Here is a 13,113-nt window from a genome sequence, read left to right on the forward strand (position 1 = left end):
TAGGTGTGAGAATCCTTGTTTAGTCAGCCAAATTTTGGAGTACATCACGTACTTTCGTGGCGATTACCGCCGCAACGCCTTCGGCAACTTCGGCCACGTCACCGGCGTTCTTGACCTCAATGCTCTGCTGCACGGCGCCATCGAGATAGACGTTGATAACTGTGCCGCCACCGGCACCGGCCGCCGCAAGCGGCGCGCCCAGCCGCGCACCGGCATCTGCCCACAACCCCAGCGCCCGGCCCCGGAAGCGTTCCGACAGAGGGATGATTGCTTCAGGACCAGCCTCGGCCACCAGACCCAGGTGCGGCTGCGCAAAAATGCCGCCGAGCGCATGTTTGGCTGGTCCGATAGTGCCACCTCTGACCAGCGGTTCGTCTGGACTAGACTGGCGCATGAGCTCCCGCGCCTCATGTTCTTCGTACATCCATGCCTTCCGCTCGGCCTCTTTCCGCTTATGGTAGTAATGCGCCTGGCGGGAAGGTTCCAGGATAAGCGCCGCCCCGGCGCCGGCGAGGAGACCCGGGGTGCCCGCGTACTTGCGTCCGACAGCGCCCATAATAAGGGTGCGCAGCACCGGATGTTCGGCTAGGGCGGTGGTAAAAGCACTGACAACCCCCTTGCCCAGAGCGGTCCCTATGTCTGCGCCGAGTTGGATCACCTTTTGTCCGCCTTCGCCGGTAAGCCATTCGTTGCCGGCATTGACCATCTCATTGAGCACGATGCCTATCTTCCCGCCCCAGTTGGCCCGTTGAAACTCCGGACTTTCAAGGATATCGGCGAACCGGTTGAACACCCGGTTGAGCCGCTCACCCACGGCGGCCGCGAGCCCGTCGGAATCATCGATAACCCTCTTGACGTACTCGGAGAGGCGTTTCAGGCCCGGTATCGACCTGAGCCCCAGGCTTATCGAGACCGCCTCCCATGCCGATTGCAGATACTTCACCGACCCGGACAAAGTGTCCATTTGCATTTCGGACATTTCGGCCGCCTTGTTGGTGTTGGTGATGTCTTTTTCCATCTTGCGCAAGGCAGCGGAACCCTGCTTGATCATGGCTGTCATGCCCGAGCCCGCTTCTTGGCCGAAGAGCTGCATGGCCGTTGCCGTGTCTACCCCGCGTTTCTCAAGGGTTTCAACTATGTCGGCAATGCTGTGCAGCGCCGGGTTCACTTGGTGGGCGCTAAGCCCCAACCGCTTAAGAGCATCCCTGGTCTGCCCCGCAGGATTCGCCAGAGAGACCAGAGCGCCCCTCAGCGTCGTGCCCGCCTGCTCCCCTCGTAAGCCGGCGTTGTATAGGATGCCAAGCGCCGCCGCAGTGCTTTCAATGGTCATCCCGAAACTGCCGGCGATGGGGCCTACATACCTCATCGAGTCTGACAACTTGGAGATGGTGGCCTGGCTCCGGCTGATCGTTGCCGCGAACACGTTCGCCACGCGATTGGCATCCTCGGCCTGCAAACCGAAGCCGGACAGGGTTGCTGCGACCGTCTCTGCGGTAAACGCCAGGTCCGCCTGGGTGGCCGCCGCGAGGCTGAGGGTCCCGCTCAGGGCACCAATCTGCTGATCGACTGTGAAACCGGCCGACGCCAGGTAGTACAGCGCATCGGCCGCCTCGGACGCCTTGAACTGCGTGGTCCGGCCCATGTCGAGGGCGGCATTGGTCAAACGGATCATTTCATCCCGGCCGGCACCGGCCACGGAGGCAACATTTGCCATTGCCTGCTCGAAGCCGGCCGCGGTACTGATCATTCTGCCTATGATCACGCCCGGCCCCGCGGTGACGGCACCCAGCCCGAGCATGCCCGGCACGCTGGTGGCAATGCCGGAAATGCGCTCCCTCGCGCCCGCCGCCGCCGCGCTGACGCGCTTCAGGCTGGTTTCGATTTTCTTCAGCGGACTGGACACCCTGTCGACCAGGCTGACCGTGGGGCTCATCTTCATTCTGTCGAGGACTTTGCCCCGGCGCTCGGTGTCCTGGATGAACCTCTTGACACGGTCCAGGCTGTGTCTGGCGTTGTCTTCGCCGGTTACATCAATGACGATGGCCGCCCGGTAGAATTCATTGGCCATTCTGTTCACCCCTTGCGCCGGGCCCGGCTGGCCTTTTTCTCGTCTTCCAGTTCACGCAAAGCGAAGGCCGTGATCAGCAACCGTTCTCCGCGCGGCAGGTTATAAAACTCGCCAGGGCGCATATGGTGCCGCTGCCAGATATGGTATAGCAGCGTAACCAGCCCGCCCTGGCCGATCAGTTTTTTACGTCGTCGAGGTCGGTGTAGTAGCCGCTGAGATCCAGGATGGCGTCCACCAGCTGGCGGACCTCGCCCGCCAAGAGGATGCGCTTGACGGCCTCCTCGGCGCTGGACGCCTTGAATTTATCGAGGAGCTGTGGGTCGGCCCAGTTGGGTGCCACGGTGGCCGCGACGATGACGGCCGCGTTGAATTCCTCGTCGTTGATGCGCCTTATTTCCTCTCCGCGCTTCCGCCTGATGACGGTGCACTGCTCCTGAATGCGGTCGACTTGCTTGTCGGAGAGCGCCCTGATCTTAACCGGAATGCCCAGCCGTTTCAACAGCACCGTGCGCTCCGGAACGGCATCGGCCGCGCCCAGCAACTTCTTAATGATTTCTTCCTGCGTCATGTCTTCCAACCGCATACATCACAACCCCTTTCTACGGCGCCTCAATCGGGTCCAAGAGTTCATAGCCCTCGAACGTGAAGGGCGTAGATTCTTCAACCACCTCGCCGGCGGTCCAGTTGGCCAGGACGATCTCGTCGGCCATGCAGTTCTTCAGTCTAATTCGTTCGTGCCCGAATGCTTCCGGATCTTCCAGCTTCGAGATGATTTCAAAGCGTCCAAAGCCGTGCGCGATCATCTCGGACGTCACCTTAAAACCACTCATCGTGCCGGTGCCCTTCAAGATGCCTTTCTTGTGCCGCACCCAGGCACTGCCGGGCAGCTTGAGTTCAGTCTTTTCCATTGCCGCTTTAGCTTCTAGATGGTTGACATTGGTCAGCCACCTGCCGTCCTTGAACAGTTTCCCATAATGACCCTGGATCGCCCTTTCAGCCTCAAGCATCTAAGGCCGCACCTCCTTCAGTTTGTGGACCGGCCCGGGCCCGGCGCCCCGGGCGGTCCTCGGTCAGCTGTCCTGGCGGTGCCAGTGCCGGTGGCGTCAGCTACTTGATGTAGCCCGTGCCGTAGATCTTCTCCATGGAGTCGATGATCGTGGCCTCGTAGCGCCAGTAGAATTCGTCCGACTCGGCGTTCGCCTGCAGATCGCGGTCGGTCTCGACCACGAAGTCCGGCGCCAGCAGGGCAGGGGAGAGGGTTTCGAAGTAATTTTTGATCGCGCTCAGCACCGCCGCCTGGCCGTCCTCGTTGTTGAGTACCTTGCCGATGTAGGCGTCGTGAGCCGCCTGGGCAGTGTCCATGTCGATGGCGTCCATGATCCGGATGGGCTTGACTTTCCGCCAGGCGCGGCCCTGGCCCTCCCGGAGGGATGTGAGGGTGTTGATACCCTGTTCGATGATCACTTTCTCGCCGTCGTGCACAAACACCAGGGTTCCGGATTGCAGTGCCCGGACGACCTGGTTGTGCGTGAGCCGGGGGGCGACATCAGTAAAAGGTGTGGCCGCGTAGGTGAGACTTTCGGCCAACCGCTGACCGGTACCCCGGCCCGCCACGTAACAAGCTGCTACTGCGCTCGGCCACCACGTGCCAGCCAGCTCCACACTGGTACCAACGTTAACCACACCCTCGTGATTGAAGCCGGTGGACCGGGCATTCGCGGTCGCCGGCGTCTGGTCGTCGACCGCGCTGCCGCCCAGGTAGGCAATAACCTTCTTGCCCTCGTCGCGCAGCCGTTCGACCCACGCCCGCACGGACGCCTGCAGGCTTGCGTCCGCAGCGCCGTCCAACGCGAACCCCTGGAACTGTCTGGCCTCGAAGGCGTCCATCGCACCAAGGTAATCCGCCGTTATCACGTTCGCCACGCCGGCGTTGCCACCGGTGAGGGGCTGAGTGGCCACGTTGGCGATTGTGCCGCTGCCGGCCGCCAGTTTCTGCGCTTCCAGCCAGACGTTATTCGCGCCGTCGCTGACAGCCGCCACCGCGTTGTCCACGGCGGCGCCTTTGGCGAACGTGTAGGTGTGAAGACGCCTGGCACCTTCGTAGAGGACGATGTCCTGTTTGGTCTCGTCCTGGATGTTGTCCTGTACCGCAACCTTAAAGTCCCGCGTGGTCTCGTACTTAGTGGTGAGCCTCAGTACGTCCAGTGCCGCCGAGTCTTTCAGGGTTATGCCGGCTTTCGCTTCGCTGCCGTCCGCCAGCCGGTAGGCCAGGATCGTTTTCGGCCGTCCCAGGAGGCACATGCGGACGCATGTGTAGGCCGTGAAGCCGCCCCCGGTGTCGGTGCCGAGAATGTCCACCAGGCCCTTTTCGCTGGTGATCTCCACCACTTGCTTCACAGGTCCCCAGTTGGCTTTCACCGGAATGGCCACGATCCCCCGGGCGCCCGGCTGGATCGCCGCCAGGGCGGCCGCGATGAACCGCATGTAAAAGCCCGGCCTAATCGGCTTGCCCGCAGGGTCCCAAATACCGCTCGCCATTATTTCGCCCTCCTTCTCAAGAAGCGGTTAACCGCTTTTTGCACCTCAGCCTTCGTCAGCTCCGGGGCCGGATCGCCGTGCAGCGCTCCAACGACCACTTCCGGTTTTACCCCGAAAAGTCCCTGTGCGTTTTTGATGAATTCTCCCCGGGGATACTTCGCAGGCTTGGTTTTGGCTTCGCCGTTGGTTGCCCCTTCAGTCAACTTGCTTCCCCCCTGTCTTTGTCTTACTTGATTTCTCCGGTGCCGGCAACCTTCTGGATCAGGCTCACTTCCGGCTGCGGCCTGGCGACCATCTTCGTCAGCACCAAAGACACCTGGCCTTTGCGGAAGGCATCGGCCTGCAGATCCGCCCTGGGCGTCACTGCCGTCATATAGTCCTTGGCCTCGGCGTCAATCGGTATCTTGACCGCCCCCGTTAAATCCTGACTGATCCGCAACACCGCCTGCAGTTGACCGTTCGGCGTGAGACCCACCAAATGGATGGCCACGTGCTTCCGCAGCTCGTAGGCGGCGCGGCTTTTATCGGTGGCCTGGATATCCGTCACCCGGATTAGCACCGCTGGTCTGACGTAACCCAGGGGCCAACCGTTCAGGTAGACATTCCATCCCGGCATAAAGCCTTGGATCCACCGAGCCAGCGCCTGCAGCCAGGGATCATCCTGCACAGTCTCCGGCACATCCACGGGCTGCAGGGCCATGGCCGCGAAGCGGAGGGGCCTGGTCAGCGCGTCCCAATCGTCGTCGACGAAGTCGGGGGACGTGGGGCCCAAGTAGTTGCACGTAAAGACCTCTTCGGTTTCCGGGTCGCCGATGAGCTGCTTGTCCAGTGCCGCCACTACGGAATTGACCAGGACATCCAGATCCGTAAAGCTGGTCCGCAAAACATAGGGGTATATCTCAAACACCCGGCGCCAGCCGGCCCAGGCCGACTCCTCGGCGTCCACGCCCTGGCGGATCACCAGATACGGCTTTTCAGTATCCTTGTCGGCGGCGTGGGGTTCAAGCGCCCGACCGCCCAGGGCCGGAATTTCGCTGATCAGCTTTTCGCGCAGCGCATTCCTCAAGGCCGACCCCTCCCGGTACAGTTAACTCCATAGATCATTGAGCGTTTTTTTAACCGCGACCAGGTGGACGTCCAGCGTGGGTAGAATAATCGCGTTCTTGCCGCCGTGAGCGATTTCCAACCAGATACCGTACTCTACGCCGTGGCCAAGGGAGAGGACGACTTTGTTGTCGTCCGGCTGCTCAACACCGGCGTGCAGAGCCTGCCGGGCGTGACCGGTACGGTCCCGCCATTTGGCGCGTTGCTTGGCGTGGGACTCCATCGCACCAGCCCAGGTTTGCATCAGCATCACCGTGGCCGCTTTCTGCCGCTCAATGTGCTTCAGCGCTCCGTCTCCGAAGACCATCGGCATCACCCGTCCCGCAGCAGATTGTTCTCCTTGAGGACCATGTAGAGCCCGACTGACAGCCGTTCAACTTGCTCTTCGTTGAGACCGACACCCATGAAAACGTCCGCCACGTGGACCATTTCGTGGAAGAAGACCTCCATTGTTAACAAGAGCCGGACGCTCTACCCGGTAGGGGAACGGCCCCACCTTGAGGGTCTCCGGAATCTTCATCAACTCACCCTTTCCAGGTCGGCCTGGTAGCCGACCACAACGCCGTCCACGACCTGCGGGTAGACGGCCCGGACGAGGAACGTGCCTAGCCCCGGGGCCTCGAATTTGTCCGTGACGTTGGGGCCAGCCTTGAGATCGGCCGTGTGGTCCACTAATAGGCCGTAAACCGTATCCGTTTCTTTCTTTCCGGCCACGCTGGAGACATCTTGCCCGCCGGCAGGACTGCCCTGCATGAACACGCGCACCGTCAGTGGGCCGATAGTGGAGACCCACTCCACGAACCCGCCGCCGGACCGGACCTTTTCGGTCCGTTTTATGACGATCACAGTCGGGTTTTGCGCGATGGACCACCTGATGTGCTTCTTCCGAGCCGCTACCGGATTCATCGCAGCACCTCCGGCGGGCGCACCCGGATGATCGCCGCGCCCGGCGCGGCCGCCGTCCGGGCCATTGCGGCGTAGGTGTCCGACATTTTCAGGGCGTGATCGACCTGATCTTTAAGCTTGGTCACGTCGTAAGACTCGTTGCCGACCTTGTAGCTCTCGATCTGCCCCTGGTAGAGGCCGGCCTTGATGGTCCAGGCCAGCGACGCCGCCAGGTAGAGGTCCTGCTTGTCATCCAGCAAGGACTCCAGTTCGGCGTCGGTGAAGTGGGTGTCCGCCTCGGTACCGCCGGGCGGGATGGCCTCGTTGATCAGCTTCCGTAGCGGAATTACGTCCATCTATATCAGCCCCCTCATCAGGCCCCTTCCCCGGCGCCGGTCCCATGGCAGCGCTGGCGCGCGACGCTTGGAGAGGGTAGTTGCGACCGTCCCCTTTCCGGCACCGGGGGAGAGGAGGGAGTGGGAGGAAGACCCCACCCCCTATGCGTTGTGAGAAAAATGGTTACTGCAGGGACAGTTCCTGCACGTTTTCGCCGACCGCGGCAAACACTCCCCGATAGGCGTAGCCCACGATCTGGGCTTCCACCAACCGGGCCAAGTCGCCCCGGGCGGCCTCAAGCCGGAGATCCTGCTTGAGCAACGCCTTGAAGCCTCTCTCGGGCCTGACCAGATACGCCTTGTTTTCCGGCACCCCCGGATAGTTGTGCGTCTTTTTGCCGACGGTTACTTCCCAGCCGTCGTAGTAGACCACGGCGCTGATGCCGCTGATGCCCGGATACTTCGTGCCCGCGATCTGGTGTCCGCCCTCCAGGGCCATCTGGATGTCGGCCTCGTTGGCCGAGTTGGCCAGGAGCACCGTGCCCTTGCGCTTCTTCTTGGCCGCATCTTTCTTCGCCGCCTGGATGGTCTTCCAAACGCCGACCCAGGCAGGATCTTCGGCCGCGCCGGCGTAGGCCGTCTTGTTCGCGGCGGGATAGGTGAAGGCGAAGATGGGGTAGAGGTGGATGTGGTTCACCAGCGCGTTGTATGCCTCACCGATCGCTTTATTGAGCATCTCGACCGAGAATGACTGATTGAAGTCCTTCATGAACTTCGTGTACTCGAAGCCGGCGGAGTAAGGCAGAATCCTGGCGGACGGCCCTTCTTCGGCGTACAGCTTGCCGAATTTGACTTCTTCGCCCTCCATGTGTTCGGTGAAGACACACGCCCCGCCGAGCGCCCACTTGGCGTCCACGACGGGCGGAAGGTTCTTGTCCTCGATTATGTCGTAGATCGGGCGATATAGGACCGGCACCTTTTCGCGTCCCAGCTCCACATCCAGCACGGCTTTGCCCACCAGATCCTTGATGCTCTCAATGGAGCCCAGGGTCAACAACTCGCCAATCGGCTTTGTCAGCTGCAATGTCTCCATCTCGCCGTTGACGATGCGTTTGGTGACCTGGTATTCCTTGCCGTCCACAAGGAAGGACACCGGCACCTCGATGGTGCCCGCCCTGCGTTTTTCACGCAGTGTCTCGATACTGATTACTTGAACCATCGACTACTCAGCCTCCTTACGATGCAATGATGCCGGCTGTCCGGAGCTTGGCCAGCAGCGCATTGAAATCACCAACAATGGCCGCCACATCCCCCGCCGTGCTGTTGGCCTGCGCCGCAGCCTGCCGGAGCGCACCGGGCTGATCCGCAAGCTTGAACCGGATTACATTGTTGGCGTCTTTGGCCAACGTCACCCGGCCCGCGTAACGATTGCCGGGCGCCGCCTGGGTAAAGCGGTTGTTGGCGGCGTCCCAGTAGATGTCCGCGCCGCCCGCCATGGCATCGGTGGTCAGGATCTGGTCCGTCTCGTACTCCGCCTGTTCGATGTTCAGCACCAGCTCGGCCGTTTCTCCCGCGCCGGTGGTAACGCTCCGCATGGCCGCGCCCAAAAACCCGCCGATCAGGTAGAACTTACCCGCAGAAATAGTGGTGTTTTGCGGCACGGTCACTTGCACCGCTCTGCCGTTCGATACCTTGGGGTCGGTGCTCTGGTGCACTGTGGTCGGTACCGGTTGACCCTGGTACATCTGCATTCACGTCCTTTCGTTAAATGGCGGTCCGCTTTACGCGCACGTTGGCGGGACCGCCTTTGTCGCCGACGGCGCGCACGGCGCCGGCGACCATTGCCGGCGTGTCAGTGTGCAGCCGACTCAGGGCCTCCTTTACCGACGCTTCGGCCAGCAGTGCGTCGATCTCGCCGACGATCTGCTCCTTGGTCTTGCCCGCCGGCTGCAACATCTTCCGAATCAACGCCTGAGCCATCTCGCCGGCGACTTTTTCTTTGAGCACGCCGTCGACCAGGGCCTGCTGGCTACGCTCGCGGTCTTTGTCCATAGCCGCCTTGGCATCCCTGGCCGCCTGTACGATGTCCATTTCGCCGGTCACGCCCAGGGCTTCGGCCACGGCCTGCAGCGCTGCTTTCTCCGCGCCGGCCTTGCGCTCCACCCACTTGCCGTCAATCGCCCCGGCCACCTGCTCCGGCGTCCAGCCCATCTCCCCGGCCACCTGGGCCAGGGTCACATCACCGCTCTGCAGCAAGCCCTTCAGTTGCTGCACCAACTCTTTCCAACCCATCGCTTTGCCTCCTTCAATCTCACCAGTGGCCACTATTCTGGTTTGCATCCCCGCCCGGTCCAGAGGCGTCCAGTCAATTGAAAGCGCCTCATAGTCAATAACCTCGGTCTCTCCGCCCGCCGTCCGCAGCTTGGGATAGCCGAAGATGGACACCTGCTTAACCCGTCCGGTGCGTATCCAGCGTTTGAGATCCACCGCCGCCTGGTCAACCACGCCCCGAAAATACGCTTTGCCGTTCTGCATCTTGGCTCCGACCCAATGGGTTACAACCGCCGGGAACTGGGTGGGCACATCGTCGGCCTTCTGGTGCCCCAAGAACCCGTTCAGCGTTTGCTCTTGGACACGCCGGACGATGGCTTCCAGCGCCGGCATCTTGTAGTTCCAACCTCGCTTACTCTTGCCCGGGGCAATCTCGACCACGACCTCCAGGGGGTCCTGGTCGCCGGCTTTAAGCGCCGACAGATCCACGCCCGGCGCCGCCGGCACATCATCGGGCCGCATCTCCCCGGAGACGGCTGCCGGCAGCCATGTCATTTCTCCCACATGCAACAAATCACACCTCCTTTCGGGGCATACTGAACACCGCAGGCGTTAACGGGGTTAACCCCCGGCGTTAACATAGCGTTAATACCGCGTTACATGGGCGTTATTTTGCGTTACTAGATTTGGGTACGTGGGTGGGTAGGGGTGTGCCCGGCTACGAGGCTTGCAGGGCCGTATAGGCCCTGCTGCCAAATCATGGGTGCTTTATGGCTTGCCGACGGAGCCTATGCTGTGAACCAGTTCCAAATCGTCGGGGCCGAACTCCTCCAGGGCCGGGGTTTCTCCCTCGTCGCCGAATTCCACTGTGTAGGCTTCATCCGGATGCCGAAACGCCATTACCACCGTTCCGGTGTCACCGTTTTTCAGTCCGTGCTCCGGAAAATCCCTGGTCAATCGTACCACATCAAGTTCCTCGAACTTCATTTCTTCACCTTCTTCTTCTTGGCAACCAGAGTAGTCACCAGCTCGGGGAAGTCCTTGCCCGTCTTGATGCGCCACGCCGTCACCACATCTGCCGTGTTGCCGTTCGGCCCCGTCAGTGCCATGATCACTTGATACCTGTGCCCATATTGATCACGGCCCTTATCGACCGCATTGTAATAGGGCAGGTTATCCAAGATATCTCTCTCCAGGCGCCCGGCGGTGCTCGGGTCATATCCAAGGACTCTCTCGAAAACTATCGCCTTGTTCTTCCCCCTGGGGTGCTCCTTGTCCAGGGAATACTTCAACAGCTTCGGCGGGGCAATATAGGCCCGTTCCAGCCCCGGCAGCGGCTTTTCGGCCCATGCCTTTTCTCTGATTATACCACCTGGCGGCCCGGCGCTAAACCCTTTGTAGACATTATTGTACCAATTTTCCAGGTCGGGCTGGGCAGCCGGGTCCTGTGTCCATTCCTTGATCTTATCGGCCATTTCCTCCGGCTGGGTGTGTACCGGTACCAGAAAGCTCAGTGTGTTCGGATGCGCAGGATAGACCGGCTCGTTACCCGCGGCGTACACTCCCGGCCCCAGACCGTCCTCGTCGGCGGTCGCCAGTACGTCACAGATGTCGTAGATCCGATGCTGTGCCGAAAGACAATACTTGATCCCGACGTAGGAGGGAGTGAGCCGCGCACTGTTGATACTGGCCTGGCCGAAGGCGGCCGTGGCCTCGGTGCGCGCCAGGCGCAGCGCCTCGTAGCTGATGTCCTTCGGCACGCGCCCCTTGAGGCGCTCCCACGCCTCGGGGTAGTCCCGCAGGAGCGTCCCAGTGCCCTGCTTTACGTATCGTTCCAACATCCGGGCGGTCTTCACCGCGTCCTGGCCAGCGGCCGCCGATTCCTGCACGAGCCTGGTCAGTTGCTTACCGTAGTTCTCCCCGGTGCGCCAGATCCGGTCCGACACCTTTAGCCCCTTGTGGGTCCGCTGCCACGCGGCTTCCACCGCCCGGGCGTTGACCCGGGCGAACATGCTGTTAATGCCGGATGCGGTCACCAGGGTGCTGCCCGCATCTTGGAAGAGGGTGGTCGTCACTCCTTTGGAGTAGGTCGTCCCGGCTTCGACCGCGCCGTGGATCTGCCGGCGCAACGCCGCAGCCAAATCGTCCGTCAGCTGGCCGGCCTCCAGCCGCAGCATCTTCTCCAGCTCTTCGAGCTGTTGTTTCCTGATGTAGCTTGAAGGGGCTTTAAGGACCAGTTTCCGTATCTCGGCGGCGATGTGGTCGGCGGACCGCGCATAGACCTGTCTGATCTCCAGATCCTGTTTCAGGCGCAGCTCGATAAACTCCCGCCGGGCCTGCAGGAAACGCCGCTTATACTCCTCGTTTCGGGTGGCGGCCGCGATCTGGTCGATCTCCCGCGGGCTCATTGCTTACCGCCAAACTTGTCGATCTTCGTTTTTTCATCCAGTAGACCTTCCGCGTCCTCCAACCGGGCTCTTTCGATTCGGTTCCTGATGATCCGTTCTCTTTCTCCCGGTTCATCATCCGCTTCGGACTCATAACTGCGCATGGTGTCCACGTACCGACTGAGGAATTCGGCGGCCGCGTCATCGGAGAGGAACCCGCCCTGCACAGCGCGGTCCAGAGCGATGGCGACCTTCTCCAGGATCTCGGCCACCTCTTTTTCGTCGCGCGGGTCCACTTCGTCCCAGTCCAGTTCCGTGGCATAGGTTGAGTACGCTTTGCCCTCGGACTTGGCCGTCATCGCCAATACGATCCGGCCCACGAGTTGCCAAGAGTCCGCAAACTGGTCGCGCTTGCGGGCCACCTTGCGCACCACGACCGGCATTTGCTCTTTGACCGATGACATAGAGCTGGGAGTATGCACACCAAACACGAATTCCGGTGTTTCGCTGGTATCCACGATGCAGTAGAAAACCAGCTTCAGCAGCGCGATGGTATCCCCGGTGGCGCTTTTTACCTCAATGAATTCCGCATCCTCTTCGGTCGAAAAGACCAGCAGTTCGTGGCCCTGCAGATTGATGCTGCCGCCCCGTTTTGCGAACTCCGCCGGGTCGGTGATGTTGAAATTGTGGCGCAGAAACGCGGCCACGTCTTTCAACTTCAGCTTCAACCGGGGAGTGGAATGCATCTTGGAACCTTGCGCGGCGTGCAGCATCAGATCGTGATACAGCTTTAGGAAAGGTTCGACGGGCTCCAGCTCCGAACGGCCGAACAGCGCTGTTTCGTCGCCCTCGTTCCGGAAATGGACGATGGGAATGAAGCCCCAAATATTTTCTTCCGTGCCCGGTCGCACTCCGGGGACTTGGTCGCCGTCGACCACAATAGTCCTGGTATCACGGGTAATCCGCTGAGTGACGGTCGCCTGTCTCTTACTGCCGTGCTCGTCCGTCCAGGTATGCTTGGACTTCAGTATATACTCATATGCATCACCGGTGACCGGGTTACGTTTGATCTCGTCCACTTGCTCAGGCGGGATGATGTGGTACACCAACCGGGTCTTCAGCTCCGGGTAGAGCTCCTTGTCGGTTTCTTCCCGCGTGATCCAGACAAAGCAGTCTCCATCACGCAGCGCGTTGCGGTGTGTCCGCTGCACGCGGGACCGGTTGGCGCCGAAGAATCCATCCAGCACCGCCTGGGCGTCGTCATCATCCGAAAGAAAGCGGGGCACACCCATGAAAGCCACCGGCGTGTTGATGATGCCGCGCGCGAACCCGGCCCCCAGTTTGTACCCATCCCGGCTGTTTTCGTAAAGCTCCCGGGCCAGCTCGTAGTCCACCCGGCTGGAGTCCAGCTGGTAGACCGCATAGCCGCCGGTGGTCACCCCGAAAGGTGAGTACCCGCGCAGCCGGCTCATTTCGCCGATAGCCCGTTTGACCCGTCTTATCCAGCTTCCGCGCACATTATCAC

15 protein-coding genes are annotated in these 13,113 nt (G+C 61.2%); all 15 read right to left on the reverse strand.

Annotated features, from left to right (window positions below):
- Window positions 1–19: 19 nt before the first annotated feature.
- Window positions 20–2,068 (reverse strand): phage tail tape measure protein, encoded by a 2,049-nt coding sequence (locus tag AB1402_02980; GenBank protein MEW6540567.1) that lies wholly within the window; start codon window positions 2,066–2,068, stop codon window positions 20–22.
- A 175-nt stretch (window positions 2,069–2,243) separates the two neighbouring features.
- Window positions 2,244–2,651 (reverse strand): hypothetical protein, encoded by a 408-nt coding sequence (locus AB1402_02985; protein ID MEW6540568.1) that lies wholly within the window; start codon window positions 2,649–2,651, stop codon window positions 2,244–2,246.
- 16 nt (window positions 2,652–2,667) lie between these two features.
- On the reverse strand, window positions 2,668–3,075 hold the full coding sequence (locus AB1402_02990; protein MEW6540569.1) for a phage tail tube protein: 408 nt from the start codon (window positions 3,073–3,075) through the stop codon (window positions 2,668–2,670).
- 100 nt (window positions 3,076–3,175) lie between these two features.
- The gene (locus AB1402_02995; protein MEW6540570.1) at window positions 3,176–4,606 is read right to left on the reverse strand and encodes a phage tail sheath subtilisin-like domain-containing protein; all 1,431 of its coding nucleotides are present in this window, start codon (window positions 4,604–4,606) and stop codon (window positions 3,176–3,178) included.
- Window positions 4,606–4,809: a hypothetical protein gene (locus tag AB1402_03000; GenBank protein MEW6540571.1), complete on the reverse strand. Its 204-nt coding sequence runs from the start codon at window positions 4,807–4,809 to the stop codon at window positions 4,606–4,608. The genes AB1402_02995 and AB1402_03000 overlap by 1 nt, the downstream gene beginning before the upstream one ends.
- 23 nt (window positions 4,810–4,832) lie before the next feature.
- Complete coding sequence (locus AB1402_03005) at window positions 4,833–5,672, reverse strand: hypothetical protein (GenBank protein MEW6540572.1); 840 nt, start codon at window positions 5,670–5,672, stop codon at window positions 4,833–4,835.
- 21 nt (window positions 5,673–5,693) lie between these two features.
- Complete coding sequence (locus AB1402_03010) at window positions 5,694–6,023, reverse strand: hypothetical protein (protein MEW6540573.1); 330 nt, start codon at window positions 6,021–6,023, stop codon at window positions 5,694–5,696.
- A gap of 206 nt (window positions 6,024–6,229) precedes the next feature.
- Window positions 6,230–6,616, reverse strand: coding sequence for a hypothetical protein (locus AB1402_03015; protein ID MEW6540574.1), 387 nt, complete (start codon window positions 6,614–6,616; stop codon window positions 6,230–6,232).
- Window positions 6,613–6,951: a hypothetical protein gene (locus AB1402_03020; GenBank protein ID MEW6540575.1), complete on the reverse strand. Its 339-nt coding sequence runs from the start codon at window positions 6,949–6,951 to the stop codon at window positions 6,613–6,615. The genes AB1402_03015 and AB1402_03020 overlap by 4 nt, the downstream gene beginning before the upstream one ends.
- Window positions 6,952–7,114: 163 nt before the next feature.
- Window positions 7,115–8,149 (reverse strand): hypothetical protein, encoded by a 1,035-nt coding sequence (locus AB1402_03025; GenBank protein ID MEW6540576.1) that lies wholly within the window; start codon window positions 8,147–8,149, stop codon window positions 7,115–7,117.
- Window positions 8,150–8,165: 16 nt separating this feature from the next.
- Window positions 8,166–8,681, reverse strand: coding sequence for a capsid cement protein (locus AB1402_03030; protein MEW6540577.1), 516 nt, complete (start codon window positions 8,679–8,681; stop codon window positions 8,166–8,168).
- A gap of 13 nt (window positions 8,682–8,694) precedes the next feature.
- Window positions 8,695–9,765: a transcriptional regulator gene (locus tag AB1402_03035; protein MEW6540578.1), complete on the reverse strand. Its 1,071-nt coding sequence runs from the start codon at window positions 9,763–9,765 to the stop codon at window positions 8,695–8,697.
- Window positions 9,766–9,969: 204 nt separating this feature from the next.
- On the reverse strand, window positions 9,970–10,188 hold the full coding sequence (locus tag AB1402_03040) for a DUF4926 domain-containing protein (GenBank protein MEW6540579.1): 219 nt from the start codon (window positions 10,186–10,188) through the stop codon (window positions 9,970–9,972).
- Window positions 10,185–11,609, reverse strand: a complete 1,425-nt coding sequence (locus AB1402_03045; protein ID MEW6540580.1) for a DUF6883 domain-containing protein — start codon at window positions 11,607–11,609, stop codon at window positions 10,185–10,187. Before AB1402_03045 ends, AB1402_03040 begins: the two co-directional genes overlap by 4 nt.
- Window positions 11,606–13,105 carry a phage portal protein gene (locus AB1402_03050; GenBank protein ID MEW6540581.1) on the reverse strand — a complete coding sequence of 500 codons (1,500 nt, stop codon included), beginning with the start codon at window positions 13,103–13,105 and terminating at the stop codon, window positions 11,606–11,608. Before AB1402_03050 ends, AB1402_03045 begins: the two co-directional genes overlap by 4 nt.
- Window positions 13,106–13,113 lie beyond the last annotated feature (8 nt).

Source organism: Bacillota bacterium (assembly GCA_040757205.1).
Taxonomy (GTDB): domain Bacteria; phylum Bacillota; class Desulfotomaculia; order Desulfotomaculales; family Desulforudaceae; genus Desulforudis.

Excerpts from the sequence above, each read along its gene's own strand:
- AB1402_02980 (MEW6540567.1), bottom strand. The coding sequence starts at position 2,068 with ATGGCCAATGAATTCTACCGGGCGGCCATCGTCATTGATGTAACCGGC.
- AB1402_02985 (MEW6540568.1), bottom strand. The coding sequence starts at position 2,651 with ATGCGGTTGGAAGACATGACGCAGGAAGAAATCATTAAGAAGTTGCTG.
- AB1402_02990 (MEW6540569.1), bottom strand. The coding sequence starts at position 3,075 with ATGCTTGAGGCTGAAAGGGCGATCCAGGGTCATTATGGGAAACTGTTC.
- AB1402_02995 (MEW6540570.1), bottom strand. The coding sequence starts at position 4,606 with ATGGCGAGCGGTATTTGGGACCCTGCGGGCAAGCCGATTAGGCCGGGC.
- AB1402_03010 (MEW6540573.1), bottom strand. The coding sequence starts at position 6,023 with ATGCCGATGGTCTTCGGAGACGGAGCGCTGAAGCACATTGAGCGGCAG.
- AB1402_03015 (MEW6540574.1), bottom strand. The coding sequence starts at position 6,616 with ATGAATCCGGTAGCGGCTCGGAAGAAGCACATCAGGTGGTCCATCGCG.
- AB1402_03020 (MEW6540575.1), bottom strand. The coding sequence starts at position 6,951 with ATGGACGTAATTCCGCTACGGAAGCTGATCAACGAGGCCATCCCGCCC.
- AB1402_03025 (MEW6540576.1), bottom strand. The coding sequence starts at position 8,149 with ATGGTTCAAGTAATCAGTATCGAGACACTGCGTGAAAAACGCAGGGCG.
- AB1402_03030 (MEW6540577.1), bottom strand. The coding sequence starts at position 8,681 with ATGCAGATGTACCAGGGTCAACCGGTACCGACCACAGTGCACCAGAGC.
- AB1402_03040 (MEW6540579.1), bottom strand. The coding sequence starts at position 10,188 with ATGAAGTTCGAGGAACTTGATGTGGTACGATTGACCAGGGATTTTCCG.
- AB1402_03045 (MEW6540580.1), bottom strand. The coding sequence starts at position 11,609 with ATGAGCCCGCGGGAGATCGACCAGATCGCGGCCGCCACCCGAAACGAG.